This window comes from Pseudomonas sp. HT11, assembly GCF_044875395.1.
GTDB lineage: Bacteria > Pseudomonadota > Gammaproteobacteria > Pseudomonadales > Pseudomonadaceae > Aquipseudomonas.
In genome coordinates, this window is the sequence record NZ_CP173217.1 from 4,686,404 (window position 1) to 4,712,643 (window position 26,240).

Annotated in this window: 21 protein-coding genes; 12 read left to right on the forward strand and 9 right to left on the reverse strand. The window is 60.2% G+C overall.

The features are described 5' to 3' along the window. The first annotated feature begins 212 nt into the window (after positions 1-212). From ABWL43_RS21615 to cobA, 8 genes are all read left to right on the forward strand, one after another. Positions 213-1,439: a CmpA/NrtA family ABC transporter substrate-binding protein gene (locus ABWL43_RS21615; RefSeq protein ID WP_404484244.1), complete on the forward strand. Its 1,227-nt coding sequence runs from the start codon at positions 213-215 to the stop codon at positions 1,437-1,439. Positions 1,440-1,452: 13 nt separating this feature from the next. After that, complete coding sequence (locus ABWL43_RS21620; RefSeq protein WP_404484247.1) at positions 1,453-2,028, forward strand: ANTAR domain-containing response regulator; 576 nt, start codon at positions 1,453-1,455, stop codon at positions 2,026-2,028. A gap of 211 nt (positions 2,029-2,239) precedes the next feature. Beyond that, positions 2,240-3,451, forward strand: coding sequence for a nitrate/nitrite transporter (locus ABWL43_RS21625; RefSeq protein WP_369301362.1), 1,212 nt, complete (start codon positions 2,240-2,242; stop codon positions 3,449-3,451). After that, on the forward strand, positions 3,451-5,121 hold the full coding sequence (locus tag ABWL43_RS21630; RefSeq protein WP_404484250.1) for a protein kinase: 1,671 nt from the start codon (positions 3,451-3,453) through the stop codon (positions 5,119-5,121). The genes ABWL43_RS21625 and ABWL43_RS21630 overlap by 1 nt, the downstream gene beginning before the upstream one ends. Positions 5,122-5,356: 235 nt before the next feature. Continuing rightward, positions 5,357-7,810 (forward strand): nitrite reductase large subunit NirB, encoded by a 2,454-nt coding sequence (gene nirB / locus ABWL43_RS21635; RefSeq protein ID WP_145159124.1) that lies wholly within the window; start codon positions 5,357-5,359, stop codon positions 7,808-7,810. Further along, positions 7,807-8,124 (forward strand): nitrite reductase small subunit NirD, encoded by a 318-nt coding sequence (gene nirD / locus ABWL43_RS21640; RefSeq protein ID WP_145159126.1) that lies wholly within the window; start codon positions 7,807-7,809, stop codon positions 8,122-8,124. The genes nirB and nirD overlap by 4 nt, the downstream gene beginning before the upstream one ends. Then, positions 8,124-10,832, forward strand: a complete 2,709-nt coding sequence (locus ABWL43_RS21645) for a molybdopterin-dependent oxidoreductase (protein WP_404484253.1) — start codon at positions 8,124-8,126, stop codon at positions 10,830-10,832. Before nirD ends, ABWL43_RS21645 begins: the two co-directional genes overlap by 1 nt. A gap of 9 nt (positions 10,833-10,841) precedes the next feature. Continuing rightward, positions 10,842-11,585, forward strand: coding sequence for a uroporphyrinogen-III C-methyltransferase (gene cobA / locus ABWL43_RS21650; RefSeq protein ID WP_404484256.1), 744 nt, complete (start codon positions 10,842-10,844; stop codon positions 11,583-11,585). Between the two features lie 60 nt (positions 11,586-11,645). On the opposite strand, the gene ABWL43_RS21655 is transcribed toward cobA, so the two are convergent. The 8 genes from ABWL43_RS21655 to ppsA all read right to left on the reverse strand — a co-directional run bounded on the left by ABWL43_RS21655 (position 11,646) and on the right by ppsA (position 19,788). Then, entirely contained in the window at positions 11,646-12,629 is a 984-nt protein-coding gene (locus tag ABWL43_RS21655) for an OmpA family protein (RefSeq protein WP_262208399.1), read from the reverse strand. A 107-nt stretch (positions 12,630-12,736) separates the two neighbouring features. Then, the gene (gene sigX / locus ABWL43_RS21660; RefSeq protein WP_003193286.1) at positions 12,737-13,327 is read right to left on the reverse strand and encodes an RNA polymerase sigma factor SigX; all 591 of its coding nucleotides are present in this window, start codon (positions 13,325-13,327) and stop codon (positions 12,737-12,739) included. An 87-nt stretch (positions 13,328-13,414) separates the two neighbouring features. Beyond that, complete coding sequence (locus ABWL43_RS21665; protein ID WP_003193288.1) at positions 13,415-14,239, reverse strand: mechanosensitive ion channel family protein; 825 nt, start codon at positions 14,237-14,239, stop codon at positions 13,415-13,417. 2 nt (positions 14,240-14,241) lie between these two features. After that, complete coding sequence (locus ABWL43_RS21670) at positions 14,242-14,487, reverse strand: hypothetical protein (protein WP_005790375.1); 246 nt, start codon at positions 14,485-14,487, stop codon at positions 14,242-14,244. 86 nt (positions 14,488-14,573) lie between these two features. Continuing rightward, positions 14,574-15,569 carry a zinc transporter ZntB gene (locus ABWL43_RS21675; RefSeq protein WP_404484261.1) on the reverse strand — a complete coding sequence of 332 codons (996 nt, stop codon included), beginning with the start codon at positions 15,567-15,569 and terminating at the stop codon, positions 14,574-14,576. A 25-nt stretch (positions 15,570-15,594) separates the two neighbouring features. Further along, complete coding sequence (gene rraA / locus ABWL43_RS21680; RefSeq protein WP_404484264.1) at positions 15,595-16,086, reverse strand: ribonuclease E activity regulator RraA; 492 nt, start codon at positions 16,084-16,086, stop codon at positions 15,595-15,597. 230 nt (positions 16,087-16,316) lie between these two features. Beyond that, entirely contained in the window at positions 16,317-17,306 is a 990-nt protein-coding gene (locus ABWL43_RS21685; RefSeq protein WP_404484267.1) for an alpha/beta fold hydrolase, read from the reverse strand. 106 nt (positions 17,307-17,412) lie between these two features. Then, positions 17,413-19,788 carry a phosphoenolpyruvate synthase gene (ppsA, locus tag ABWL43_RS21690; RefSeq protein WP_262208405.1) on the reverse strand — a complete coding sequence of 792 codons (2,376 nt, stop codon included), beginning with the start codon at positions 19,786-19,788 and terminating at the stop codon, positions 17,413-17,415. 178 nt (positions 19,789-19,966) lie between these two features. Between ppsA and ABWL43_RS21695 the strand changes: the two genes are divergently transcribed. Further along, complete coding sequence (locus ABWL43_RS21695) at positions 19,967-20,785, forward strand: pyruvate, water dikinase regulatory protein (RefSeq protein ID WP_058412273.1); 819 nt, start codon at positions 19,967-19,969, stop codon at positions 20,783-20,785. Between the two features lie 127 nt (positions 20,786-20,912). Here ABWL43_RS21695 and ABWL43_RS21700 read toward each other — a convergent pair whose 3' ends face one another. Further along, on the reverse strand, positions 20,913-22,337 hold the full coding sequence (locus ABWL43_RS21700) for a PLP-dependent aminotransferase family protein (RefSeq protein WP_106576709.1): 1,425 nt from the start codon (positions 22,335-22,337) through the stop codon (positions 20,913-20,915). Positions 22,338-22,497: 160 nt separating this feature from the next. Here ABWL43_RS21700 and ABWL43_RS21705 point away from each other — a divergent pair, with 160 nt between their 5' ends. Genes ABWL43_RS21705 through ABWL43_RS21715 form a run of 3 tightly spaced genes read left to right on the forward strand, consistent with a single transcriptional unit; the run spans position 22,498 to position 26,222 of the window. Next, positions 22,498-23,391, forward strand: a complete 894-nt coding sequence (locus ABWL43_RS21705) for a DMT family transporter (RefSeq protein ID WP_164487959.1) — start codon at positions 22,498-22,500, stop codon at positions 23,389-23,391. Between the two features lie 38 nt (positions 23,392-23,429). Further along, on the forward strand, positions 23,430-25,292 hold the full coding sequence (gene moeB, locus ABWL43_RS21710; RefSeq protein ID WP_404484272.1) for a molybdopterin-synthase adenylyltransferase MoeB: 1,863 nt from the start codon (positions 23,430-23,432) through the stop codon (positions 25,290-25,292). 15 nt (positions 25,293-25,307) lie between these two features. Beyond that, on the forward strand, positions 25,308-26,222 hold the full coding sequence (locus ABWL43_RS21715) for a PLP-dependent cysteine synthase family protein (protein WP_404484275.1): 915 nt from the start codon (positions 25,308-25,310) through the stop codon (positions 26,220-26,222). Positions 26,223-26,240 lie beyond the last annotated feature (18 nt).

Consider the following 26,240-nt stretch of genomic DNA (forward strand, 5'->3'; position numbering starts at 1 on the left):
GGCAGCTGAGTTTCAATCTTGATGGAAAACTGACGGCGGACTGCGCTTGAAGCCCCGTGGCATGTGCCTTGCTAAGGGCTATGTATTAAAGCCTGCACCAACGTCGGAGCAGGCTTACGGACAATGGCGTCGTTTCCCTGCAATGGCTTGCGCTGCCACCCGCGCAACCCTCAAGGGTTACGACGCTTTTTTTTGAGCAAAGGTGAGTGTTGATGAACGATTCGGTCGGCAACAGCCCGGTGAGCCATCCGCTGGCCTGGGTGAACGGCAGTGACGCCCCGGAAAAGAGCAGCCTCGACCTGGGCTTCATGGCGCTGACCGATTGCGCCTCGCTGGTGGTCGCCGCCACCCAGGGTTTCGCCCAACCCTACGGCCTGACGCTGAACCTCAAGCGCCAATCGTCCTGGGCCAACTTGCGCGACAAACTGGTCAGCGGCGAACTGGACGCCGCCCATAGCCTCTATGGGTTGATCTATGCCGTGCACCTGGGCATCGGCGGCGTAGCGCCGACCGACATGGCCGTTCTGATGGGGCTCAACCAGAACGGCCAGAGCATCAACCTGTCCCGCGGCCTGCAACAGCAAGGGGTGATCACTCCTGAAGCACTGGACCGCCACGTGCACCAAAGCCGCACAAAACTGACCTTTGCACAGACATTTCCCACAGGCACTCACGCCATGTGGCTGTATTACTGGCTGGCGAGCCAAGGCATTCATCCGTTGCACGACGTCGACAGCGTGGTGGTGCCGCCGCCGCAGATGGTCGCGCACCTGCAAGCCGGGCGCATCGACGGGTTTTGCGTGGGCGAGCCCTGGTGTGCCAGCGCGGTGAAGCAAAACCAGGGGTTCACCCTGGCGACCACCCAGGCGATCTGGCCGAATCATCCGGAAAAGGTTCTAGGTTGCACCCAGGCGTTTGTCGATCAATACCCGAACACCGCTCGCGTCCTGGTGATGGCGATTCTCGAGGCCAGCCGCTTTATCGAGCAAAGCCAGGAAAACCGCCGCTCCACCGCACAATTACTCAGTGCTCGCGACTACCTCGATGCGCCGCTCGACTGCATCGAACCACGCCTGCTGGGTGCTTATGACGACGGCCTCGGCAACCAGTGGCAAGACCCGCATGCCCTGCGGTTTTTCGGCGATGGCGAGGTAAACCTGCCCTACCTCTGCGACGGCATGTGGTTCATGACCCAGTTTCGACGCTGGGGCTTGCTGCGCGAAGATCCGGACTACCTGGGCGTGGCCCGCGGCGTGCAGCAATTGGCTTTATACCGTCAGGCCGCTGCCGCCGTGGGCGTCAACGCAAACGCAGCGGACATGCGCAGCAGCCAACTGATCGACGGCAAAATCTGGGACGGCTCCGACCCCGCCGCCTACGCGCGCAGCTTCCGACTGCACGCCATGGCAGACCACCCCAGCCACGAAGCGCAGCGCTGACAGGACGACCTTTATGTTACGCATCCTGTTGATCAACGATACGCCGCGCAAGGTCGGGCGCCTCAAGGCCGCATTGATCGAAGCCGGGTTCGAGGTGATCGATGAGTCCGGCCTGACTATCGACCTGCCCGCGCGCGTCGAAACGGTGCGCCCGGACGTGATCCTGATCGATACCGAGTCACCTGGCCGAGATGTAATGGAGCAGGTGGTACTGGTCAGCCGCGATCAGCCCCGGCCGATCGTGATGTTTACCGACGAACACGACCCGAACGTAATGCGCCAGGCCATCAAATCCGGGGTCAGCGCTTATATCGTCGAAGGCATTCAGGCCCATCGCCTGCAGCCGATCCTGGACGTGGCCATGGCCCGCTTTGAAAGCGACCAGGCCTTGCGCGCCCAGCTCCAGGCGCGCGACCAGCAACTGGCCGAGCGTAAACGCATCGAGCTGGCCAAAGGCATGCTGATGAAAATGAAGCACTGCAACGAAGAAGAGGCCTACACCCTGATGCGCCGCCAAGCCATGAGCCGCCAACAGAAACTGATCCAGGTGGCGGAGCAGATTATCGCCATGAGCGAGTTGCTTGGCTGATCTGGCGCAGCTCTTGCTAAGCATTCACCACAGGTAACCAACGGCGGTTGCCCCTTCTACGACAAAGACGTCGCCCATCCGGTTTGCCCTCGCGAACCCGATGGCGGCGTTTTTTCGTTTTGGCCCCAGCGCCTGGGGCCGATGGGGCGGCTTTTAGCCAGCGGCCCCATCACTCGGCCTTCTTACAAGACCCCAACCGTTGAGGTGCGTGATGAAATCAAGCTTCTGGAAATCCGGGCATACCCCGACCCTGTTTGCCGCGTTCCTGTATTTCGACCTGAGTTTCATGGTCTGGTACCTGCTGGGCCCGCTGGCGGTGCAGATTGCCGCCGACCTGCACTTGACCACCCAACAGCGCGGGCTGGTAGTGGCCACGCCGATCCTGGCCGGCGCGGTGCTGCGTTTTCTGATGGGCATGCTGGCCGACAAACTGTCGCCTAAAACCGCCGGGCTGATCGGCCAGGTCATTGTGATTGCCGCACTGTTCGGCGCTTGGCAACTGGGCATCCACAGTTACGAGCAGGCCCTGCTGCTGGGCGTGTTCCTGGGCATGGCGGGCGCGTCGTTTGCGGTCGCCCTGCCGTTGGCCTCTCAGTGGTATCCCGCTGAACACCAGGGCAAGGCCATGGGCATCGCCGGTGCCGGCAACTCCGGCACCGTGTTTGCTGCATTGCTGGCACCGGTACTCGCCGCCGCGTTTGGCTGGAGCAATGTGTTCGGCTTCGCGCTGATTCCATTGGTCATCACGCTGGTCGTCTTCGCCTGGCTTGCGCGCAATGCCCCGGAACGCCCGAAAGCCAAATCCATGGCCGACTACTTTAAAGCCCTGGGCGACCGCGACAGCTGGTGGTTCATGTTCTTTTACAGCGTGACGTTCGGCGGTTTTATCGGCCTGGCCAGCGCCCTGCCCGGCTACTTTAACGACCAATACGGCTTGAGCCCGGTGACCGCCGGCTACTACACCGCCGCCTGTGTGTTTGGCGGCAGCCTTATGCGCCCGTTGGGTGGTGCCCTGGCGGACCGTTTCGGCGGGATTCGCACCCTGCTCGGCATGTACAGCGTGGCGGCAATCTGCATCGCGGCGGTGGGTTTCAACCTGCCAAGCTCTTACGCTGCGTTGGCACTTTTCGTCTGCACCATGCTCGGCCTCGGCGCAGGTAATGGCGCGGTGTTTCAACTGGTGCCCCAGCGTTTTCGCCGCGAGATCGGCGTGATGACCGGCCTGATCGGCATGGCCGGCGGGATCGGCGGCTTCGCCCTCGCGGCAGGCATGGGCGCGATCAAGCAAAGCACCGGCAGTTATCAAATGGCCCTGTGGCTGTTCGCCAGCCTCGGCGTGCTGGCCTGGTTCGGGCTGCACGGGGTCAAACGTCGCTGGAGAACCACCTGGGGTTCGGCCGCCGTGACCGCCGCACGCGTCTGATGGGCTTGCAACTGAGTGTCGCGCAGGCCAGCGCCATTGGCCCTCGGGCCGAAAACCAGGACGCCCTGCGCGCCGTCACACCCGTGGCGGAACTGGCGGCGAGTAAAGGTTACCTGTGCGCCATCGCCGATGGCGTCAGCCAATGCGCCGACGGCGGCCTGGCGGCGCGCTCGACCTTGCAGGCGCTGGCGATGGACTACTACGCCACGCCGCAAACCTGGGGCGTGGCCCAGTCGCTCGAGCGTCTGTTGCTGGCGCAGAATCGCTGGTTGCAGGCCAACGGCGGCGGCCAGCCGCTGCTGACCACCTTGAGTGCGCTGGTGTTTCGCGGCCAACGTTTCACCCTCGCGCATGTCGGCGATTGCCGGGTGTATCGCTGGCAGGACGGCGAGTTGCAGCGCATCAGCGAAGACCACGTGTGGGAACAACCGGGCATGCAGCACGTGCTCAAGCGCGCGCTCGGCCTGGACCAACACCTGGTGCTGGATTTTCTCGACGGTGAACTGCGCGCAGGCGAATGTTTTTTATTGCTCAGCGATGGCGTGTGGGCCGCCTTGGGTGAGCACAGCATCAGTTCGATCCTGCGCGAGCAAACTGACCTCGATGTGGCGGTCAACACGCTGGTCAACGCCGCGCACCTGGCCGCCAGCCAGGACAATGCCAGCGCCCTGCTGGTGCGCATCGACCAGCTCGGCGCCGCCACCCTGGGCGATGCGCTGGTGCAGTTGCAGCAATGGCCGCTGCCCCCTTCGCTCAAACCCGGGCAGCGCTTTGAAGGCTGGCAGGTTGAAAGCCTGCTGGCGCAGAGCCGACAGTCGTTGCTGTACCGGGTACGTGATGCCCAGCAGCAACCCTGGCTGCTGAAAACCTTGCCGCTCAACCGCGACGATGACAGCGATGCCGGCCAAGCGTTGCTATCTGAAGAGTGGTTTTTGCGCCGGGTTGCCGGGCGCGCGTTTCCTGAAGTTCACGCGGCCAGTGGGCGACAGCATCTGTACTACGTGATGCGCGAATACCCGGGGCAAACCCTTGCCGAACTGTTCCGGCACCAGGGGCCATTGCCCCTGGCGCAGTGGCAGTCCATCGCCGAGCGGTTGCTGCGGGCGATGGGCCTGCTGCACCGGCGACAAATCCTGCACCGCGATATCAAGCCGGAAAACCTGCTGCTGGGTGACGATGGCGAACTGCGCGTGCTGGATTTTGGCCTGGCCTATTGCCCGGGGCTCTCCGAAGACCGCGCTCATTTGCTGCCCGGCACGCCAAGTTTTATCGCACCCGAGGCGTTCAGCGGCGAGCCGCCTACGCCGCAACAGGATTTATACAGTGTCGGCGTTACCTTGTATTACCTGCTGACCGGGCATTATCCCTACGGCGAAATCGAAGCTTTCCAACGGCCGCGTTTCGCCCAGCCCGTCAGCGCCAGCCGCTATCGTCCCGACCTGCCTGACTGGTTGCCACTGAGCCTGGAACGCGCCGTGGCGGCTTCACCCGCGCAACGTTATGAAACCGCCGAAGAATGGCTGCTGGTGCTGGAGCAGGCCGACCGCCGTGAACTGAGCGTGCGACCACGGCCCTTGCTGGAGCGCGAACCGCTCAAGGTCTGGCAAAGCCTCGCCGCCATGTCGCTGCTGGTCAATCTGGTGCTGCTGTACTGGCTGTTGCACCACTAGAGGGCAAATTCCCAGGCAGCGCTGACTCAAAGCCCCAATAAACCCGCAAGCTGGCCAACTTGGCACAGCCACTGCATTAGCTTCCCCAACAACACACATACAGCCGTCCCTTCAACGTCGAAGGAGCGAGCTTCCCGAGAGAACGGGACCAGGACAAAGGCGTCCTCGCTAGATCACTAGCGGGGACGCCTTTTTTTGTTTGCGCGTAATTGGTCGAGCCATTGCGGAGAACGACATGAAAAAACTCAAATTGGTGATGATCGGCAACGGCATGGCCGGGGTTCGCACCCTTGAAGAATTGCTCAAGCTGAGCAGCGACCTGTACGACATCACCGTGTTCGGCGCCGAGCCCCACACCAACTACAACCGCATTCTGCTGTCGCCGGTGCTGGCCGGCGAGCAAACGTTCGAAGAGATCGTGCTCAACGATCTCGACTGGTACCTGGATAACCACATCAAGCTGTTGCTCAACCGCAAAGTGGTGCAGATCGACCGTGTCAAACGCCTGGTCATCGCCGAAGACGGCACCGCAGCCGAGTACGATCGCCTGCTGATCGCCACCGGTTCGACGCCATTTATCCTGCCGATCCCAGGCAATACCTTGCAAGGCGTGATCGGCTACCGCGACATCGCCGACACTCAGGCCATGATCGACACCGCCAAAACCCACAAGCACGCTGTGGTGATCGGCGGTGGCTTGCTCGGCCTGGAGGCCGCCAACGGCCTGATGCTGCGCGGCATGCACGTGACCGTGGTGCATATCGGCGAATGGCTGTTGGAGCGGCAGCTGGACAAGACCAGCGGCCAACTGCTGCAGGCCGAACTGGAAAGCCGTGGCCTGGTGTTCCGTCTACAAGAACAGACCCAGGCGCTGCACGATGCTGGTAACGGCCGTGTCGGCTCAGTGCAATTCAAGAACGGCGACGTCATCCCCGCCGACCTGGTGGTGATGGCTGCCGGCATCCGCCCCAACACCGAACTCGCAGAAAAATCCGGCATCCCGTGCAACCGCGGGATTCTGGTCAACGACACCTTGCAGACCTACGACCCACGCATTTATGCCATCGGCGAATGCGCCAGCCATCGTGGCATCGCCTATGGCCTGGTTGCGCCACTGTTCGAGCAAGCCAAAGTCTGCGCCAATCACCTGGCGCAGCTGGGCTTTGCCACCTACAAGGGCTCGGTCACCTCAACCAAATTGAAGGTCACCGGTATCGACCTGTTCTCCGCCGGCGACTTTATGGGCGGCGAAGGCACCGAAACCATCACCCTCAGCGACCCGATTGGCGGCGTGTACAAAAAATTGGTGATCAAGGACGACATCCTGGTCGGTGCCTGCCTGTACGGCGATACCGCGGACGGCGGTTGGTATTTCCGTCAGATCCGTGAGAACCATGCGATAGGCGAGATCCGCGATCACTTGATGTTCGGCGAAAACGCTTTAGGGGATGTCGGCCATCAAGGCCAGGACAAGGCCATGAGCATGGCCGACAACGCCGAAGTCTGCGGCTGCAACGGCGTGTGCAAGGGCACCATCGTCAAGGCGATCCAGGCGCACGGGCTATTCAGCGTTGACGAGGTCAAGAAGCACACCAAGGCCGCCAGCTCCTGCGGCTCCTGCGCCGGGCTGGTGGAGCAGATCCTGATCAACACCGTGGGCGGTGCCGCGGACGTCAAACCGAAGAGCGAAAAGGCGATCTGCGGTTGCAGCGACCTCAACCACGGGCAAATTCGCCAGGCCATCCGCGATCAGCACTTGCTGACCATCGCCGGCACCATGAGCTACCTGAACTGGCGCACACCCAACGGCTGCGCCACCTGCCGCCCGGCGCTCAACTATTACCTGATCTCCACTTGGCCAGGCGAAGCCAAGGATGACCCGCAATCGCGCCTGATCAACGAACGCGCCCACGCCAACATTCAGAAAGACGGCACCTACTCCGTAGTCCCGCGGATGTGGGGCGGTGTGACCAATCCGTCAGAGCTGCGGCGTATTGCCGACGTGGCCGACAAGTACAACGTGCCGATGGTCAAGGTCACCGGCGGTCAGCGCATCGACCTGCTGGGCATCAAGAAACAGGACCTGCCAGGGGTTTGGAAAGACCTCGACATGCCTTCCGGTCACGCCTATGGCAAATCCATCCGCACCGTGAAGACTTGCGTCGGCAGTGAGTTCTGCCGTTTTGGCACACAGAACTCGACGCAGTTGGGCATTGAGCTGGAGCATGACCTGTTCAATATGTGGTCGCCGCACAAGGTCAAGCTGGCGGTGTCCGGTTGCCCACGCAATTGCTCGGAAGCCGGCATCAAGGACGTGGGCATCATCGGCGTGGATTCCGGCTGGGAGATGTACATCGGCGGCAACGGTGGGATCAAAACCGAAGTCGCGGAGTTCTTCGTCAAGCTGAAAACCGCCGACGAAGTCCGTGAATACAACGGCGCTTTCCTGCAGCTTTACCGCGAAGAAGCCTTCTATCTCGAGCGCACCGTGCACTACCTGCAACGCGTGGGCATGGAGCACATCAAGAAGGCCGTACTGGAAGACCCGGCTCGCCGCCAAGCTCTCAACGAGCGTCTGCAGTTTTCGCTGTCGTTCGAACAAGACCCCTGGAAAGAACGCCTGGAGCAGCCGCTGCTGAAAAAGGAATTCGAGGTCATCCCCGTCAAACAGCTGGAGGTGCCGGTATGAACTGGCTGGATATCTGCGCACTCGATGAAATCAACGCCCTGGGCTCGCGCATCATCAATGGGCCCAAAGGTGATATCGCGATTTTTCGTACCAGTGATGACGAAGTGTTCGCCCTCGATGACCGCTGCCCGCACAAGGGCGGTCCGTTGTCCCAAGGCCTGATCTACGGCAAGCGCGTAGCCTGCCCGCTGCACAACTGGCAGATTGATCTGGCATCCGGCGAAGCCCAGGCACCGGACATCGGCTGCGCACACCATCACCACGCCCGCGTGGAAAATGGCCGGGTCATGCTGGCCCTGCGGGACGCGGGTTGATGAACCGCCAGGTCACCGCGTCCACCTGCTGTTACTGCGGGGTGGGTTGCGGCGTGCTGATCGAGCACGATGGCGCGCAGATCCTCGGTGTGCAAGGCGACCCGAACCACCCGGCGAACTTCGGCAAGTTGTGCAGCAAAGGCTCCAGTCTGCACCTGACCGGCGACCTGGCGGCCCGCGCCTTGTACCCGGAGCTGCGTCTGGGCAAGGGCCTGGCGCGGGCACGCACCGACTGGGAAACCGCACTGGAGCACGCGGCCAACGTGTTCGCCGAGACCATCAGCGAACACGGGCCGGACAGCGTGGCGTTCTACATTTCCGGGCAATTGCTGACCGAGGACTACTACAGCTTCAACAAGCTGGCTCGCGCGCTGGTCGGCACCAACAACATCGACAGCAACTCGCGGCTGTGCATGTCCTCGGCAGTGGTGGGCTACAAGCGCAGCCTGGGCGCCGATGCGCCGCCGTGCAGTTATGAAGACCTGGAGTGCAGCGACTGCGTAATGATCGTCGGCAGCAACATGGCCTACGCCCACCCGGTATTGTTCCGACGCCTAGAGGAAGCCAAAGCGCGGCGCCCGCAGATGAAAGTGCTGGTGATCGACCCACGCCGCACGGACACCTGCGATTTGGCTGACCTGCACCTGGCCATCCTGCCTGGGACGGATGTGGCGTTGTTCCATGGGATTTTGCATCTGTTGCTGTGGGAAGACTGGGTCGACCGAGACTTTATCCAGGCACATACCGATGGGCTGGCCGAGCTGAAACGGCTGGTGCATGACTACACGCCGCAAATGGTCACGCAGCTGTGCGGGATCAGCGTCGAGCAGCTGCGCCTGTGCGCCGAATGGGTCGGTACCTCCAGCAGTTTTCTGTCGCTGTGGTGCATGGGGCTCAACCAATCCACCGCCGGCAGCGCCAAAAACAGCGCGCTGATCAACTTGCACTTGGCCACGGGCACGATTGGCCGAGCGGGCTGTGGGCCGTTTTCCCTGACTGGCCAGCCGAATGCGATGGGTGGACGCGAGACCGGCAGTTTGTCGAATTTGCTGCCCGGCCATCGCGAGGCGGCCAACCCGGAACATCGGGCCGAAGTGGCCGCGTATTGGGGTGTTGAACAACTGCCAGCCAGCACCGGGCTGACCGCCATCGAACTGTTTGAACAGGTACAGGCCGGCAAGATCAAGGCCTTGTGGATCGCCTGCACCAACCCTGCCCAATCCTTGCCCGACCAGAACACCGTGCGCATGGCCTTGGAGACGTGCCCTTTCGTGGTGCTACAGGAGGCTTTTCGTACAACAGAAACGGCCCGTTTCGCTGACTTGCTGCTGCCGGCGGCCAGTTGGGGCGAGAAAGAAGGCACGGTAACCAACTCTGAACGGCGCATTTCCCACGTGCGACGGGCCATCGCCCCACCTGGGGAGGCGCGCCCGGATTGGGCGATCACTGTGGATTTTGCCCAGCGCCTGGAGCGACATCTTTATCCCGGAAAACCGGGGCTTTTCGCCTTTGAACACCCCTCGCAGCTCTTTGATGAGTACAAACTGCTGACCCGCAACCGCGACCTTGACCTGTCGGGCATCAGCCATGCCCTGCTCGATCGGATGGGTCCGCAGCAATGGCCGTTTCCCGCGGGCGCGCAATCTGGAACTGCGCGCCTGTACACCGACGGCGTATTCCCGACCGAGAGCGGCCGCGCGCACTTTGTTGCCGACCCCTACCGCGCCGCCAAAGAGCAGCGCGACGCACGCTTCCCGCTGACGCTGATCACCGGCCGCCTGCGTGATCAATGGCACGGCATGAGTCGCACAGGCACTGCAGCCCAGTTATTTGGGCATGTGAGCGAGGCACTGCTGAGCCTGCACCCGGATGAGTTGCGCCGCCATCGCTTCAAGGACGGAGACCTGGTCAACCTCAAAAGCCGCCGCGGCAGCGTGATTATTGCCCTCAACAGTGATGACAGCGTGCGCCCCGGCCAAGCGTTCCTGCCGATGCATTGGGGTGACCGTTTTCTCAAGGGGGGCGTGAATACGCTGACCCAGCCAGCCTTCGACCCTTTGTCGAAACAGCCGGAACTCAAACACAGCGGTGTGCGCCTGGAGGCTGTGCAACTGCCGTGGCAGCTGTTTGCGTTGATCGAAGGCGATGTGCAGCAACACGTCGAGGCACTGCGCCCCCTGTGCGAGGGCTTTGCCTACGTGAGCCTGAGCCTGGCCGGGCGCGAACGGCCGGCACTGGTGGTGCGCGCGGCACATACCGAGGCGCCCGACCTGCAACTGCTGACCCGTATCGACGCACTGCTGGGGCTCAACGACGGCCCAGTGATGGCGTACGACGACCCGCGTCGCTCGATCGGTAAACGCGTAAAAATCGAAAAAGGCCGGATTACCGCGTTGCGCCTGGCCGGTGAAACCCTGGCTCGGCATTGGTTGCAAAGCCTCTGGCTGGAAGGCCGCACTGACGATCAACTGCGCCGCTGGCTGCTGGCACCGCTCAGTGCGCCGCCGGGCGGTGCGGCTGCCAGCGGCAAGATTGTGTGCAACTGCAAGAACGTCAGCGAAAACGCCGTATGCGCAGGCATCACTCGCGGCCTGGACCTTAACGGGCTCAAACAGGCGCTGGGCTGCGGCACGCAATGCGGCTCGTGCGTACCGGAAATCAAACGTCTTTTGGCCAGCAACCCGCAGCCAATCGCAATCAGTGTGTGAGGGAAAAACATGAGCGCAAAAATCTGGCTGGTGGGTGCGGGGCCCGGTGATCCTGAACTGCTGACCCTGAAGGCGGTGCGGGCCCTCCATGAGGCCGACGTGGTATTGATTGATGACCTGGTCAACCCGGCTGTGCTGGAGCACTGCCTTGAGGCGCGGATTATCAGCGTAGGCAAACGCGGTGGCTGCCGTTCGACACCACAGGATTTTATCCATCGCCTGATGCTGCGTTATGCCCGGCAAGGCAAATGCGTGGTGCGATTAAAGGGTGGTGACCCGTGCATTTTCGGGCGTGGCGGCGAAGAAGCGATGTGGTTGCGCGAACGTGGTGTGGACGTGGAGTTGGTCAACGGGATCACGGCGGGCCTGGCCGGTGCAACAAACTGCGATATCCCGCTGACATTGCGCGGGGTCAGTCGCGGTGTAACGCTCGTTACGGCACATACCCAGGACAACAGCAGCCCGAACTGGCGTGCACTGGCCGAAAGCGGGACGACGTTGGTGGTGTACATGGGCGTGGCGAAGCTGGAGGAGATCCGTCAGCAGCTGCTGGAGAGTGCCATGGCAGAGGATATGCCGGTGGCGATGATCGAAAACGCATCGCTGCCTCAGCAGCGAGAATGCCGTAGCACGTTGGGGCAGATGCACAAGGATGCGCAGGCGTTCGCCTTGAAGAGCCCGGCAATTCTGGTGATCGGCAGTGTCGCCGCGGCTGCACAGGCGGCATGCGTGGCCGTATCCGCCAGCGCCTGAGGCAAACGCCAGGCGAAAAAAAGCCCGGCCTAAGCCGGGCTTTTTTTTACCACTCAGTAATTACTGAGCAGCTTGAGCTTCTACCGAGGCTTCTACGCGACGGTTGATAGCACGGCCAGCTTCAGTTGCGTTGTCAGCAACTGGGCGGGATTTGCCATAACCAACCGAGCTTACACGGTTAGGAGCAATACCGTCTTTGACCAGAACTTGCTTGACCGCGTCAGCACGACGCTGGGACAGCTTCTGGTTGTAAGCGTCAGGACCGACGGAGTCAGTGTGACCTTCAACAACGGTGGTGGTTTGTGGGTACTGTTTCATGAAGTCAGCGAGGTTTTTCACGTCGCCGTAGCTGTTAGGCTTAACAACCGACTTGTCGAAGTCGAACTTCACGTCCAGCTCAACACGAACAACCTGAGCAACTGGAGCTTCTGGCTCTGGAGTTGGCTCTGGAGCTGGTGCTGGGGTAGGAGCTGGAGCTACTGCGCCGGCGTTGCCGCCGAAGTTCACACCCAGGCCGACCAGTGCGGAGTAATCCCACTTGCCGTTGTCCAGGTTGTAGTCAGACTCAACACCGGCACGTGCGAACAGGTTGTTGGTGAAGTAGTACTTCACGCCAGCGCCAGCGATAGCCAGAGTGGACTGGTCGCGACCTTTGTGGCCGTCAGCTTCAACGTTGGTACGGCTCTGGTGACCGAAACCACCTTCAACGTATGGACGCAGGGAGTCAACACCGGCCTGACCGAAGTGGTACTGAGCAGTCACGCTGCCAGTGTCACCTTTGATCTTCTGGCTACCAGTACCGTCGTTCGAACGGGTGTGGTTGGTAGTGTCGTAGTTCAGGTTGATCGACACGTCGTCGGTCAAGAAGTAACCGATGCTTGCGCCAGGGTTGAAGCCGTCTTCGATGTGCTTAACGCTATCGTTGTACTGCTTCTTGTAGAACAGCTGGCCTTCAACTGCGCCTTGGCCTTGTGCCAGAGCGCCGAAAGAAGTGGCAGCAATAAGAGAACCAATGGCAAAGCCCAAGGTGTTTTTCAGTTTCATCCGTTAAATCCCCATCTGGTGATTGTAAAGCAGTCCCACAAACCGGGGGACAACTCGGCGACAAGTCTAACAGAACTTGCCTACACGTAAGAGATATTTGCCACGCACTAAGTTTCAGTCTCGCCCGCAAATTTCTCACGTAATTTATCAAGAGCACGCTTGTAACGCATTTTTGTAGCACTCAAACCCATGTGCATGATGTCAGCAATTTCCTGAAACTCCAGCTCTGCGACAAATCGTAGCACCAAAATTTCGCGGTCAATTGGATTCACATGCACCAACCAGCGATCGAGTCCGCCCTTTTCCTCGGGTGCCGGCGCCTTTTCTTCAGACGCTTCCTCAAGGGGGTCGAGACTCAAAGCGTCCATCAACCGACGCTTTCGCCGCTCCTTACGATACTGCGTGATGCACTCGTTATACGTGATGCTGTAGAGCCATGTCTTGAACTTCGATTTGCCCTCGAAGTTCTTCAGGCCATACAGCACCTTGAGCATCACTTCCTGACAGACATCGTCCGCATCTCTATCGTTCCCTAAATACCTTGAACAAACGTTGAACAGAGTGCGTTGATATCTGCGCATCAATTCTTCGTACGCGCGTGTTACGTGAAACAGCTCCGTGTGCGAGCGCGCGACCAACTCCTCATCAGAGAGCTCACGGGGGTCATAGCGCGTAGACAGCGTTTGGGCTTTATTCAAAACAAGTCGTGCCGACAGTCAGGTCAATGTCCGCTACAGCCCGGTCACCCGGGTTTGCGGCGGCGTACATTAGCAGGGTTTGCCGGATTAGCGGCTACTGACCTGCTGCTCCAGGAGAATCCGATTGGACAGCGATACCAGCTCACCGTCATCGGTCAGCACGGTCGTCTTGACTGTGCCGATCTCCTCGATTTGCCCTTCGACCTCGCCCACACGCACCTGTTGCCCAACCTGATACAGCTCACGCACATAGATTCCCGCAAGAATCTGACCGGCAATTTCCCGGCTTCCCAACCCCATGGCCAGCGCAACGGCCAGACCAACGGTAATCAAAACAATCACAATCACATGGTTGAGCAGGTCAGTTTTGACCTCGAGCTGGCTGATCGCGACGGAAATACTGATGATGATCACCAGCCCCTGAGCGATCCGCCCCAGGCCCGCAGCATAGTCCAGCCCCACGCCTTCGGCGGCTCCGCGCACCAGCCCGTTGGCCAGTTGCGCCAGTAAAACGCCTACGAGCAGCACCAGCGCGCCGCCGAAAACCTTCGGCAAATACAGCGCCAGCATGTCGAGCGTAGCTGAAACTCGCTCAAGTCCAAGGGATTGAGCTGCAGAAACCAGAAAAATAAGTAAAACGAACCAGTAAACGATCTTCCCGATGAGGGTCGAGATCGGCACTTGCAGCCCGGCACGACCCAACAGCTTGGTCAGGCCCGTGCCTGCCATCAAGCGGTCCAGGCCCAGTTTGGCGAGCAATTTGGACAGCAGGGTGTCGAGCAGCTTGGCCACGACAAAACCCAGCAAGACCAATACCAGAGCACCAAACAGGTTGGGAATGAAATTCGCCACCTTGGTCCACAATGCAGTCATCGCAGTGACCAGGCTCTGGGTCCAGAGATCAAGTTCCATATTCAATCAGCCTTATCAGCAGTGCGAGCAAGAGGTTTACGACGGGAAACCGGCGACACATGGGCCGAACCATTGTTCAGAGCCATCATCAGCGCTGGCAGCCAACGACCGAGCAGCCCGAACAGATCTCCCGCACCTACCTGACGGTTGGCGGTTTTCAACACGCGACCCAGGCAGGCGTCGTCGTCACGGTTGGACGGCGAAGCATTAAGCATGTCACGCAATGACTGTTCGAACGGATCGTGCATAAAGACCTCTCGCAAGTGATTTAAAAGACGAGGGTTAAATTCCTGGGGTCACATGTACCCCCTACTACGTTCAGGTCATATTCAGGTCAAACCCAGCGCAATCGTCGAAATAGCCACCATTGTCCCAAGGCGACGACCACCATCATCAGGCACGCAATCATGAATCCGTAGGGGCTGGCGGAGAACGGAATCCCGCCCACATTTATCCCCAGCAAACCGGTGAGAAAACTCATCGGCAAAAAAATCCCGGTGATGATACCGAAGCGGTACATGGTGCGATTCATCCGCAGGCTCAATCGCCGGTCTTCGGTCTCGAGCACAAGCCCCACGCGCTCTCGAGCCAATTCGAGCTCTTCCAGGTAACGCGTCAGGCTGTTGTGTAATTCGTTCCAGTAGTCAGCATCGTCATCACAAAACCACGGCAATTTGGTTCGCGTCAGCTGGGCAAAAATATCTCGCTGAGGGGCGAGGAAACGCTTGAGCCCCGCCGCGCGCCGACGGATCTGCAGGACGCTGCCATGTTCCGGAGTATACCGTTCGTCGGCATCCAATTTTTCTTCTTCGATATCGACGACTTCAGACAGATCGGTAACCAGATCCTGCACTTTGTTGGTCAGGTACTGCGCCATATAAAGGATGAGTTCCGAAGCGGTTTTCGGCCCTTTGCCCTCCGCCAGTTGCACCAGCAACTCATCGGTTGCGCGCAGCGGACGCAGGCGCAAGGAAATCACGCGATCGGCCGCTGCGAAGATCCGCACCGACACCATGTCTTCCGGCTCGGCGCCCGGGTTCAGGTTGACCCCGCGCAGAAACAGCAGCAATTGCGCTTCGGGCAGCGGCAACAGGCGCGGACGGGTGTTTTCCTCCAGCAGCAAATCGCAGGCAAACTCGCTCAAGCCGCTGGATTTACGCAGCCAGGTCTGGGTCTGCGGATGGCTGCGATCCCAATGCAGCCACAAGCTTTCCTGATGCTGCAGTTGCAAGTCGTCGAGCTCAGTCCGGGCAATCGAACGCGCACCGCCTTTACCGTCCAGCACCAGGGCATGCACCAGCCCCCATTGCGCGTTTTCTTCCTCGAACATCCTCACCCCTATCGGCAACAGCAGTTTATTCAGGCATTTTCAGCGGGCTGGGCGAGACGATCACGCCGTTATTGTCCGCATAAATGTATTCACCGGGGCGGAACGTCACGCCGGCGAAGGTCACCACCACGTTCAGGTCGCCAATGCCGCGCTTGTCGGTCTTCATCGGGTGAGTGGCCAGCGCCTGTACGCCCAAATCGGTTTGGGCAATGACATCGACATCACGGATGCACCCGTAGATCACCAGCCCTTCCCAGCCGTTTTTTGCGGCTTTCTCGGCAATCATATCGCCGAGCAACGCGCGACGCAGGGAGCCACCACCGTCGACCACCAGCACCTTGCCGGCGCCCGGCTGATCGGCCTGTTCCTTGACCAGGGAGTTGTCCTCGAAGCATTTGATGGTGACGATCACGCCGCCAAAGGAATCCCGGCCACCGAAATTACTGAACATCGGCTCAACCACCTGCACCAGCTCCGGGTAGGCGTCGCACAGATCGGGCGTCACGTAATGGTTCATCGAGAAACTCCTGTCATCAAAGAAGAGGTCGAACATCCCACGGTGTACATCAGAAAAACGTGTCGCAACAGGCAATCTTTAACGGTTCACCGGTTGGCGGCGGCCATGATCGGACTCGCTTCGTCGCAACGCAATAGCGACTGCGCGACTGAATATGACCAGAAGCGTTTAACGCGTCATATCTTAGCCGCAACCACACACGAGTGAAACGCCCTTGGCAGAGCGCTTGATCAAACAGCTGCCAATACCTGCGGGTACGCCCCGGCCAAGGGTGTCAGTGGATCGTTCAACCACCGCACCACCATTGGCCATACCTCGGCTTGAGCAGCTTTGCTGACCAGCATCTCGACATGCCCGAAATCCCCGCTGAAGCCCTGCTGGCGACCCAGACACAGGTATTGGCGATGCTCGGAGCCGACTTGCTCGAACAACTTGCGGCACGCCCAATCCGGGTCCTGCTGGTCACCGGCGGCACTCACCGCCAACAACGGCACATCGACTTCGGCGAGGCCTTTCCACCAATCCTGTTTGCCATCGCCAAAGCGACCGAACAGGCCGTTCCAGCGCATGGCTTCGATCATCACGCCCGCAGGCTCATCCTCCGGACCACGCTTGAGCCGCGCGCCGGACACCTCGCCAAAACGTTTCAGGAGCAAACGAGCGGTCCACTCCACCGGTGGAATTTTCAACGGCCAGTGGGTACGGCTCACCTGGCAACCAAACAACGCCACCGAGGCCGCCGCTGGCACCCCCAGGTGCTGCCCGCCGAGGGCCGCGGCCAGTGCGGTGCCGCCCAGGGAATGCCCGATCCAGTGCGGGATTTGCGCACTTTGCTCATGCACAAACGCGCCGATGGCCGGCAAATCGTAACGCGCGTAGTCGGCAACGCGATTCTTCGCGTAGTCCTGGTTGCGCTTGGACAAGCCATGCCCGCGCATTTCCGCGATCCACACATCAAAGCCCTGGCGCGCCAGATAAGCGCCCAAACCGATGCCTTTGGGCGAGTACCAGAAACGTCGGTTGGAAAAACTACCGTGCAACAAAATGACCGGCGTGCCCCGGTTTTCCGGGACATCGGCCAGCCCCAAACGCGTCACGGCCAGCTCGACGGTGCCGTCGGGGCTATTACCGGGTTTGAGGCGATACACATCTTCACTCAGGTCGCCGCGACGTTCAGCACTGATCAGGGCGACGGGAAACAGGTTGCTGCTGCTTTGCATAATGCTCTTGCACAAAAAAGGGCGGCGTCCGGAAGGAGTTCCGCCCTGCACAGATAAGAATGCCGGTCACCCTTGAGGAGTGACCGGCACTTTTTAAGTCACGACCTTAGGCGGACGCTTGCCCTTCCGCCAGGAAGAACCAGGTTTCCAGCACCGAATCGGGGTTCAGCGAGACGCTTTCGATGCCCTGTTCCATCAGCCATTTGGCCAGGTCCGGGTGGTCGGAAGGGCCCTGGCCGCAGATGCCGATGTACTTGCCGGCCTTATTACAGGCCTGGATGGCGTTGGCCAGCAGCTTTTTGACCGCAGGGTTACGCTCATCGAACAGGTGGGCAATGATCCCCGAGTCACGGTCCAGGCCCAGGGTCAGCTGAGTCAGGTCGTTGGAACCAATGGAGAAACCGTCGAAGAACTCCAGGAACTCTTCGGCCAAAATGGCGTTGGACGGCAGCTCGCACATCATGATGACGCGCAGGCCGTTTTCACCACGGCTCAGGCCGTTTTCTGCGAGCAGGTCGACCACTTGGCTCGCCTCGCCCAAGGTACGCACGAACGGCACCATGATCTCGACGTTGGTCAGGCCCATCTCATTGCGCACGCGCTTGAGAGCGCGGCACTCAAGCTCGAAGCAGTCGCGGAAGGCCTCGCTGATGTAACGCGAGGCCCCACGGAAGCCCAGCATCGGGTTTTCTTCTTCCGGCTCGTAGAGCTTGCCGCCGATCAGGTTGGCGTATTCGTTGGACTTGAAGTCCGACAGCCGCACAATGACCTTTTTCGGGTAGAACGCCGCCGCCAGGGTGCTGATGCCTTCCACCAGCTTCTCGACGTAGAAGCCCACCGGGTCGTTGTAGCCGGCGATGCGCTTGTCGACGCTTTCCTTGATGTCCAGCGGCAGGCCGTCGTAGTTCAGCAGGGCCTTGGGGTGCACGCCGATCATGCGGTTGATGATGAATTCCAGGCGGGCCAGGCCCACACCGGCGTTCGGCAACTGCGCGAAATCAAAGGCGCGGTCCGGGTTGCCGACGTTCATCATGATCTTGAACGGCAGGTCCGGCATGGCATCGATGGAGTTTTGCTTGATGTCGAAGCCCAGCTCACCTTCAAAGATGAAGCCGGTGTCGCCTTCAGCGCAGGATACGGTCACGCCTTGGCCGTCTTTCAACAGTTGGGTCGCGTTGCCGCAGCCCACCACCGCAGGAATGCCCAGCTCACGCGCAATGATCGCCGCGTGGCAAGTACGCCCGCCCCGGTTGGTGACGATGGCGCTGGCGCGTTTCATCACCGGCTCCCAGTCCGGGTCGGTCATGTCGGACACCAGCACGTCGCCCGGCTGGACTTTGTCCATCTCGGACACGTCCTTGATGATCCGCACCTTGCCGGCGCCGATGCGCTGGCCGATGGCACGGCCTTCCACCAGCACGGTGCCGGTTTCTTTCAGCAGGTAGCGTTCCATGACGTTGGCGGAAGTGCGGCTTTTCACGGTTTCAGGACGCGCCTGCACGATGTACAGCTTGCCGTCATCACCGTCCTTGGCCCACTCGATGTCCATCGGGCACTTGTAGTGCTTTTCGATGATCATCGCTTGCTTGGCCAACTCGCTGACCTCAGCGTCGGTCAGGCAGAAACGCGCGCGCTCGGCCTTGTCGACTTCAACGGTTTTTACCGAGCGACCGGCCTTGGCCTCGTCGCCGTAGATCATCTTGATGGCCTTGCTGCCCAGGTTGCGGCGTAGGATCGCCGGGCGACCGGCCTCAAGCGTGTGTTTGTGGACGTAGAATTCGTCCGGGTTGACCGCGCCCTGCACGACGGTTTCGCCCAGGCCGTAGGCACCGGTGATGAACACCACGTCACGGAAACCGGATTCGGTGTCCAGGGTGAACATCACGCCGGCGGTGCCGGTTTCCGAACGCACCATGCGCTGCACGCCGGCAGACAAAGCCACCAGCTTGTGGTCGAAACCTTGGTGTACGCGGTAGGAAATGGCGCGATCGTTGAACAGCGAGGCGAACACTTCCTTGGCGGCGCGGATGACGTTTTCGACGCCGCGGATATTCAGGAAGGTTTCCTGCTGACCGGCAAAGGAGGCGTCCGGCAAGTCTTCGGCGGTGGCCGAGGAGCGCACGGCGACGGCCATGTCCGAGTTGCCGGCCGACAATGTAGCGAAGGCGGTGCGGATTTCTTCGTTGAGCTTCTCGGGGAACTCGGCGTCCATGATCCATTGACGGATCTGGGCACCGGTCTTGGCCAGGGCGTTGACGTCATCGACGTCCAGGGCGTCCAGCGCGGCGTGGATCTGGGCGTTGAGGCCGCTCAGCTCGAGGAAGTCGCGGTAAGCCTGGGCCGTGGTGGCGAAACCACCGGGCACCGAGACACCAGCGCCTGCAAGATTACTGATCATCTCGCCGAGGGATGCGTTCTTGCCCCCCACATGCTCTACATCATGGACGCCGAGCTTATCGAGGGAAACTACGTACTCTACCAAGGTGATCTCTCCACTTTCTGTGTTGGAAAAGCTCAGGACGCCAGCGGCTCAGTAGGAGCAAACGCCAGCGCTTGTGGCCTGGACCTGGAAAATAAGTGAGAATGCGGCCCACTGCGGGACGGCAAAATCGCGCCTATCATATCCAAGATTCGCCATCAGCTTAAGGCCCAGGGCTCAAATGAAACGATCTGCTTTCTTTATCTCCGACGGCACCGGCATCACAGCCGAAACATTGGGTCAGAGCCTGCTCGCGCAGTTCGAAAACATTACCTTCGCCAAATTCACGCGGCCCTATATCGACAGCGTGGATAAAGCGCGAGCCATGGTACAACAAATCAATCTGGCGGCTGAAAAAGACGGTTTTCGGCCGATCATTTTCGACACCATCGTCAATCAAGACATCCGTGAGATCCTCGCCACCTCCAATGGTTTCATGATCGACATCTTCTCCACGTTCCTGGCGCCACTGGAACAGGAGTTGAGTGAACACTCCTCCTACTCAGTAGGAAAGTCCCATTCCATTGGCCACAACTCCAACTATATGGAGCGTATCGAGGCGGTCAACTTTGCCCTCGACAACGATGACGGCGCCCGCACTCATTACTATGACAAGGCCGATTTGATCCTGGTGGGCGTGTCCCGCTGCGGCAAAACCCCAACGTGCCTGTACATGGCCATGCAGTTCGGTATCCGCGCCGCCAATTACCCGCTGACCGAAGACGACATGGAACACCTGACGTTGCCGGCCGCCCTGCGCGCGCACCAGCACAAGCTGTTCGGCCTGACCATTGACCCGGACCGCCTCACGGCGATTCGTAACGAACGCAAGCCCAATAGCCGCTACTCCAGCTACGCACAGTGCGAGTTCGAAGTGCGCGAGGTGGAAAATCTGTTCCGTCGCGAGAATATTGCGCACATCAATTCCACGCATTTTTCGGTGGAAGAGATATCGGCGAAGATTCTGGTGGAGAAAGGTGTAGAGCGCAGGTTCAAATAACTGCACTGTCTGAACTGACGCCTTCGCGGGCAAGCCCGCGCCCACATTTGACCGAGTTCCAACACTGGAATGCATTCAAATGTGGGAGCGGGCTGGCCTGCGATGAACGATAACGCGGTAAACCTGCCTACAGGTGAAACCTGCCGCCACCCTGCCCCAACGCCGTCGCCAGCGCATCGAACCCAGCCCGCAACAATTGATCGTCACCCGACGTATTACAAATACTCGCCCGAATAAACTGCGGCACCGCCGTTTGCCCTACGGCAAAGGCTTCGGCCGTGGCGATCAGGTAATTATTCTGCTTGAGTTCCGCCTCGATTTCCGACGCGCGCCAGGGCTCCGGCACTTCAATCCAAAAATGCGGGCTGTTGAGGTGGGTGCGGTACTCCAGGCCGGTCAGCAGGTCGCGCACCAGGGCTTTGCGGCGGCTGATCTCGTTTATCTGCTGACGTAGCAGGTATTCCGCCGTGCCGTTTTCGATCCACTGGGTCGCCAGTTCCAGAGTCACTGGCGTGGCCATCCAGCAGGTCGAGCGCAAGGCCGCCGAAATACGACTGACCAGCGCCGGTGGCGCATGCACGTAGCCCACCCGCAACCCCGCGGACACCGCTTTGCTCAGGCTACTGATCAAAATCGTACGTTCAGGCGCGAAATGGCTGAGGGGCGGCGGCCGATCTTCTACCAATACGCCGTGGGCTTCGTCTTCAAGAATCAGCAGATTGTGCTCGCGACACACTTTGACCAACGCTTCCCGGCGCGCGACCGACAACACCGCCGTGGTCGGGTTCTGGATGGTGGGCGTGCAGTACAACGCCGAAACCCGGTGATTACGACAGACTTCATCCAGCGCGCCCGGCAACACGCCTTCTTCGTCCATCTCCAGGCCGATCAGCCGCACGCCGAGCATGCGCGCGGCCGTGATCAGCCCGGGATAGGTCAGCTGTTCGGTGACCACCGTATCGCCCGCCCGCAGCAATGCCATCATCGCGCACAGCAGGCCATGCTGGCCGCCATTGACGCAGATGACCTGCTCGGGAATCGGGTGAAAATCACGCTGCACCAGCCACTGCGCCCCGGCCTCACGGTAGCGGGGCAAACCGGCATCCGGGGTGTAGGCGCTGATGTCCTGGAGGAACTTGGCGTTGGTCGACAAGGTTTGGAAGCTCTGGGCCAGAAACACCGTCTCCTGACCAGGAATATGCATGTTACGGCTCATGTCGAAGTAATGGCGCGGCTCCTCGCTGACGTTGCGAAAACCTTCATCACGCTGGCGCTCCATCCCACGCTTGCGCACGAAAGTGCCGTCACCCACCCGCGCCACCACCAACCCGAGGCGTTCCAGTTCGCCGTAGGCTCGGCTGATAGTGCCGATGGTTACACCCAGATTGTCGGAAAGCACCCGATGGGGCGGCAGTTTTCGTCCGGGTTCAATCAAGCCTTCAAGGATGCCTCGTTCCATCACATCGGACAGGCGCTTGTACTTCACGCCCTGACCGCTGGACAACCCCTCACGCATAATTGACACCATGTCAATATTTGTTTTGACAGCCATCATTCGCCCTAATAGTGTGCTTTTACGGGTTCAATAACCGAATGAAACAACTTAATACACAGTCAATATAGAGTTCAATTCCGGCTCAGGGAAGCAATAAACGATGCCAATGTCCGCCGTTCTTGAAAACACAACAAAAACAAAAACTCAGAAACAGTGGTTGGCCGGCCTGGTGACCAGCGTGATGTTTCTTATCGTGTGCCTGAGTTGGGGCACTACGTGGCTGGGGATCAAGATCGCTGTCGAGAGCGTGCCACCGCTGACATCGGCGGGCCTGCGCTTCCTGATCGCCTTCCCGCTGTTCCTGTGTTTCGCTCTGGTGCGCCGCGAGCCCATCCTGTTCCCGCGCGAAAGCCGCTGGTTCTTCGTATTCGTGACACTGTCCTACTTCAGCGTTCCCTATTACCTGCTCAACTACGGCGAGATGCATGTCTCTTCCGGTCTCACCGCGCTGCTGTTCAGCTGCATGCCGGTGTTTATCCTGATTTTCTCCGCGCTGTTTCTGCGCGAGCGCATCTATTTTTCCCAGGTGGTCGGCATCGGCATCGGTTTCGGCAGCCTCTACATGATCATCAAGAGCCAGGGCCTGCACCTGGACCACGCCGAATTCTTCGGGGTGCTGGCAATTCTGACCGCCGCGATCATGCATGCCTTGTGCTACGTCATTACCAAGCAAAAAGGCAGCGCCATCAGCGTGATCACCTACAACACGCTGCCCATCGGCATTGCCGGGTTGATGCTGTTTGTGGCCGGCCTGTGGTTTGAAACACCCACCTTCGAAACCATCACGCTGCGTTCCTGGAGCGCGCTGTTCTACCTGGGGCTGGTGGCGTCGGTGGGCGGGTTTATCGTGTATTTCATGCTGCTCAAGCGCTTGAGTCCGATCATTCTGTCGTTCGTGTTCATCATCTTCCCGGTATTCGCGGTGATCATCGGCGCCTGGTACGAAGGCGTGGAAATTTCCCGCGACCTGATGCTGTACTCCGCCATCCTGCTGGCTGGTTTCGCGATCACCAAGCTGCCTGTCGAAAAACTCCTGGCCAAGAAAAATTGAGCCTCCTGACCCACCCCTATCAGCAACGCGAGAGAAACATGGACGTCCTCCGCCCCAATGCCCTGGAGCAGATCTATGCCCACGCCAGCCGCAGCTACCCAGAGGAATGCTGTGGTTTTGTCTTCGCCGACGGCAGCGTGTACCTGGGCAGCAATATCCAGAACGACTTACACCGCAAGAACCCCCAGATGTACGCGCGCAGCGCGGCCAACGGCTACACCTTCTCGGTAGCCGACACCCTGCTGATGAACAAGGCGTTGCGCAGTGATAACCCGGTGGTGGTGATCTATCACTCGCACCCGGATGTCGGCGCCTACTTCAGTGACGAAGACCAGGACAAGGCACTGTTCCTGGGTGAGCCGATCTACCCCGTGAGCTACCTGGTGGTGGACGTACGCCAGGGCAAGGCCCTGGGCTCAAAGCTGTTTGCCTGGGACGGCAAGCATTTCGCCCCTCAACCCTTCAACGACCTGCACACGGAGTTGTCCATGAACGCTGTCTCTTTCCCCGACATTCTGGTTCGCGTGGCCAAGCTGCCGGAATCGACCCTCGAGGGCACCGGATCGACATTGCGCGAAGTCATTGAAAACCTCTGCAGCAGCCACCCGCAGCTGCGCCCGCACCTGTTTCACGAGAAGAACAATCAGCTCAAGGAACACTTCCTGTTCACGGCCGAGGAAGAACTGATCGACGCCGACGAGCCCTTGCCGGAAAAAGCCAGAATCGAAGTGCTGCTCGCCACCTCCGGCGGCATGGACGTCGAGGCTTTAAGCAACGAAGAAGTGCAGCGCTACGTGCGCCATATCACTCTGCCAGGCGTCGGGCGCGAAGGTCAGTTGAACCTGAAAAAGGCCAAGGTATTGATCATCGGCACCGGCGGCCTCGGCTCGCCCATCAGCCTGTACCTGGCGGCGGCCGGCATTGGCACCCTGGGCCTGGTGGACTTCGATGTGGTGGAAAGCAGCAACCTGCAACGCCAGATCGTTCACGGCAACAGCACACTGGGCATGCCCAAGGTCGAGTCGGCCAAACAGCGCCTGCAGGATCTGAACCGGCACATCCAGATCAACGCGCACAACACTGCCCTCAACGCCGACAACGCCCTGGAACTGGTGGGCGCCTACGATCTGGTGATCGATGGCACCGATAATTTCGACACGCGTTACTTGGTCAACGACGCCTGCGTGCAGTTGGGTAAACCTCTGGTCTACGGCGCCATCTACCGCTTCGACGGGCAGATCAGTGTGCTCAACTATAAAGGTGGGCCGTGCTACCGCTGCCTGTTCCCCTCAGCACCGCCTGCCGAGCTGGCACCCAACTGCAGCGCCGGCGGCGTAATCGGCGTATTGCCGGGTGTGGTTGGCATGATTCAAGCCACCGAGGCCATCAAATTGCTGATCGGCATCGGCGAGCCGCTGTCCGGTCGGTTGATGCGCTTCGATGCGCTGGCGATGAAATTCAGCGAAATCCGCTTCAAGCGCCGCGCCGACTGCCCGTGCTGCTCGGCGCTGCGTCGCAGCGAACCGGTGGCGCCGACAGTGTGCGCCGATGCCGTGCCCAGCCAACCGTCCCTGGCCGAAGAACGCTACATCAAGCCGCGAGTACTCAAGCAAGTGCTTGAACACCACCGCAGCGCCGATGTGCTGCTGGACGTGCGTGACGCCACTGAGCTGGAGGTGTGCAAACTGCCGGGCGTGGTGCATATCCCTCTGGCCGAACTGGATGAGCAACTGCACAGCCTCAGCCGCGACAATACCCATTACCTGATCTGCTACGCCGGCTCCCGCGCCGAGCAAGCCGCCAGCACCTTGCTAGCCGCCGGTTTCGCCAACACCAAAGTCCTGCAGGGCGGCATGAAACACTGGGTTCGCGACGTCGAACCTGACATGCCTTTGTACTGATCCGGGGGCTGAGCGATGTTGCATAACTCCATTCTTGACGTGATCGGCCACACACCGATCGTGCGTCTGGCGCAGTTTTCCGAAGACCTTGGCATCGAGGTCTACGCCAAGCTGGAATCCCTCAACCCAGGTGGCAGCCACAAGGCACGCATCGCGCTGGGCATGATCCTCGACGCCGAGCGCCGCGGCGTGCTGATGCGTGATTCCGGGCAGACCATCATCGAGCCCAGCGGCGGCAACACCGGCATTGGACTGGTGATAGCCGGCAACGTGTTGGGTTACAAAGTGGTGCTGGTGATCCCGGACAACTACAGCCCCGAAAAGCAGAAACTGCTGCGCCTGTATGGTGCCAAGGTGGTGCTGTCGGACAGCCGCCTGGGGAACAATTCCCACGGCGAAAAATGCATGGAACTGCAGCTCGAAAACCCCAGCTACGTGATGCTCAACCAGCAGCGTAACGGCGCCAATCCGCAGACCCACCGCGACACCACCGCACCGGAAATCCTCCGCGCGTTCGGTGAACGGCGCGTGGATTATTTCGTCAGCGGCATCGGCACCGGCGGCCACCTCACGGGCATCGGCGAAACGCTCAAGGCCGCCTGGCCTGCACTGCGGGTGATGGGCGTGGAACCGGAGGAATGCGACCTGCTGAAAAACCAGCACGCGCCGCACCATATCCAGGGCCTGTCGATTGGCTTGATCCCAAGCATTCTCAACCTGGAAGTGATCGACGGCATGCTCAAGGTGTCGCACCAGGCATGCATCGACATGATCAAACGCATCATGCGCACCGACGCCATCAGCCTGGGCTTGTCCTCGGCCGCCAACATGGTCGCCATCGCCCAACTCGCCCCCGAACTGCCGCCCGAAACGGTGGTGTTGACCATGGTCTACGACAATGCTGACAGCTACCTGCCCAGTTTCGAATAACCGGTTTCCCAACCATCC

Bases quoted from the DNA above. Each gene is read 5' to 3' on its own strand.
- ABWL43_RS21675 (WP_404484261.1), bottom strand. From the start codon at position 15,569: ATGTTCGAGGAAGAAAACGCGCAATGGGGGCTGGTGCATGCCCTGGTG.
- ABWL43_RS21625 (WP_369301362.1), top strand. From the start codon at position 2,240: ATGAAATCAAGCTTCTGGAAATCCGGGCATACCCCGACCCTGTTTGCC.
- ABWL43_RS21700 (WP_106576709.1), bottom strand. From the start codon at position 22,337: ATGGCTGTCAAAACAAATATTGACATGGTGTCAATTATGCGTGAGGGG.
- ABWL43_RS21665 (WP_003193288.1), bottom strand. From the start codon at position 14,239: ATGGAACTTGATCTCTGGACCCAGAGCCTGGTCACTGCGATGACTGCA.
- ABWL43_RS21615 (WP_404484244.1), top strand. From the start codon at position 213: ATGAACGATTCGGTCGGCAACAGCCCGGTGAGCCATCCGCTGGCCTGG.
- ABWL43_RS21685 (WP_404484267.1), bottom strand. From the start codon at position 17,306: ATGCAAAGCAGCAGCAACCTGTTTCCCGTCGCCCTGATCAGTGCTGAA.
- ABWL43_RS21695 (WP_058412273.1), top strand. From the start codon at position 19,967: ATGAAACGATCTGCTTTCTTTATCTCCGACGGCACCGGCATCACAGCC.
- cobA (WP_404484256.1), top strand. From the start codon at position 10,842: ATGAGCGCAAAAATCTGGCTGGTGGGTGCGGGGCCCGGTGATCCTGAA.
- ABWL43_RS21655 (WP_262208399.1), bottom strand. From the start codon at position 12,629: ATGAAACTGAAAAACACCTTGGGCTTTGCCATTGGTTCTCTTATTGCT.
- nirB (WP_145159124.1), top strand. From the start codon at position 5,357: ATGAAAAAACTCAAATTGGTGATGATCGGCAACGGCATGGCCGGGGTT.
- ABWL43_RS21715 (WP_404484275.1), top strand. From the start codon at position 25,308: ATGTTGCATAACTCCATTCTTGACGTGATCGGCCACACACCGATCGTG.
- ABWL43_RS21645 (WP_404484253.1), top strand. From the start codon at position 8,124: ATGAACCGCCAGGTCACCGCGTCCACCTGCTGTTACTGCGGGGTGGGT.
- ABWL43_RS21670 (WP_005790375.1), bottom strand. From the start codon at position 14,487: ATGCACGATCCGTTCGAACAGTCATTGCGTGACATGCTTAATGCTTCG.
- ABWL43_RS21630 (WP_404484250.1), top strand. From the start codon at position 3,451: ATGGGCTTGCAACTGAGTGTCGCGCAGGCCAGCGCCATTGGCCCTCGG.
- nirD (WP_145159126.1), top strand. From the start codon at position 7,807: ATGAACTGGCTGGATATCTGCGCACTCGATGAAATCAACGCCCTGGGC.
- rraA (WP_404484264.1), bottom strand. From the start codon at position 16,086: ATGAACCATTACGTGACGCCCGATCTGTGCGACGCCTACCCGGAGCTG.
- ABWL43_RS21620 (WP_404484247.1), top strand. From the start codon at position 1,453: ATGTTACGCATCCTGTTGATCAACGATACGCCGCGCAAGGTCGGGCGC.
- moeB (WP_404484272.1), top strand. From the start codon at position 23,430: ATGGACGTCCTCCGCCCCAATGCCCTGGAGCAGATCTATGCCCACGCC.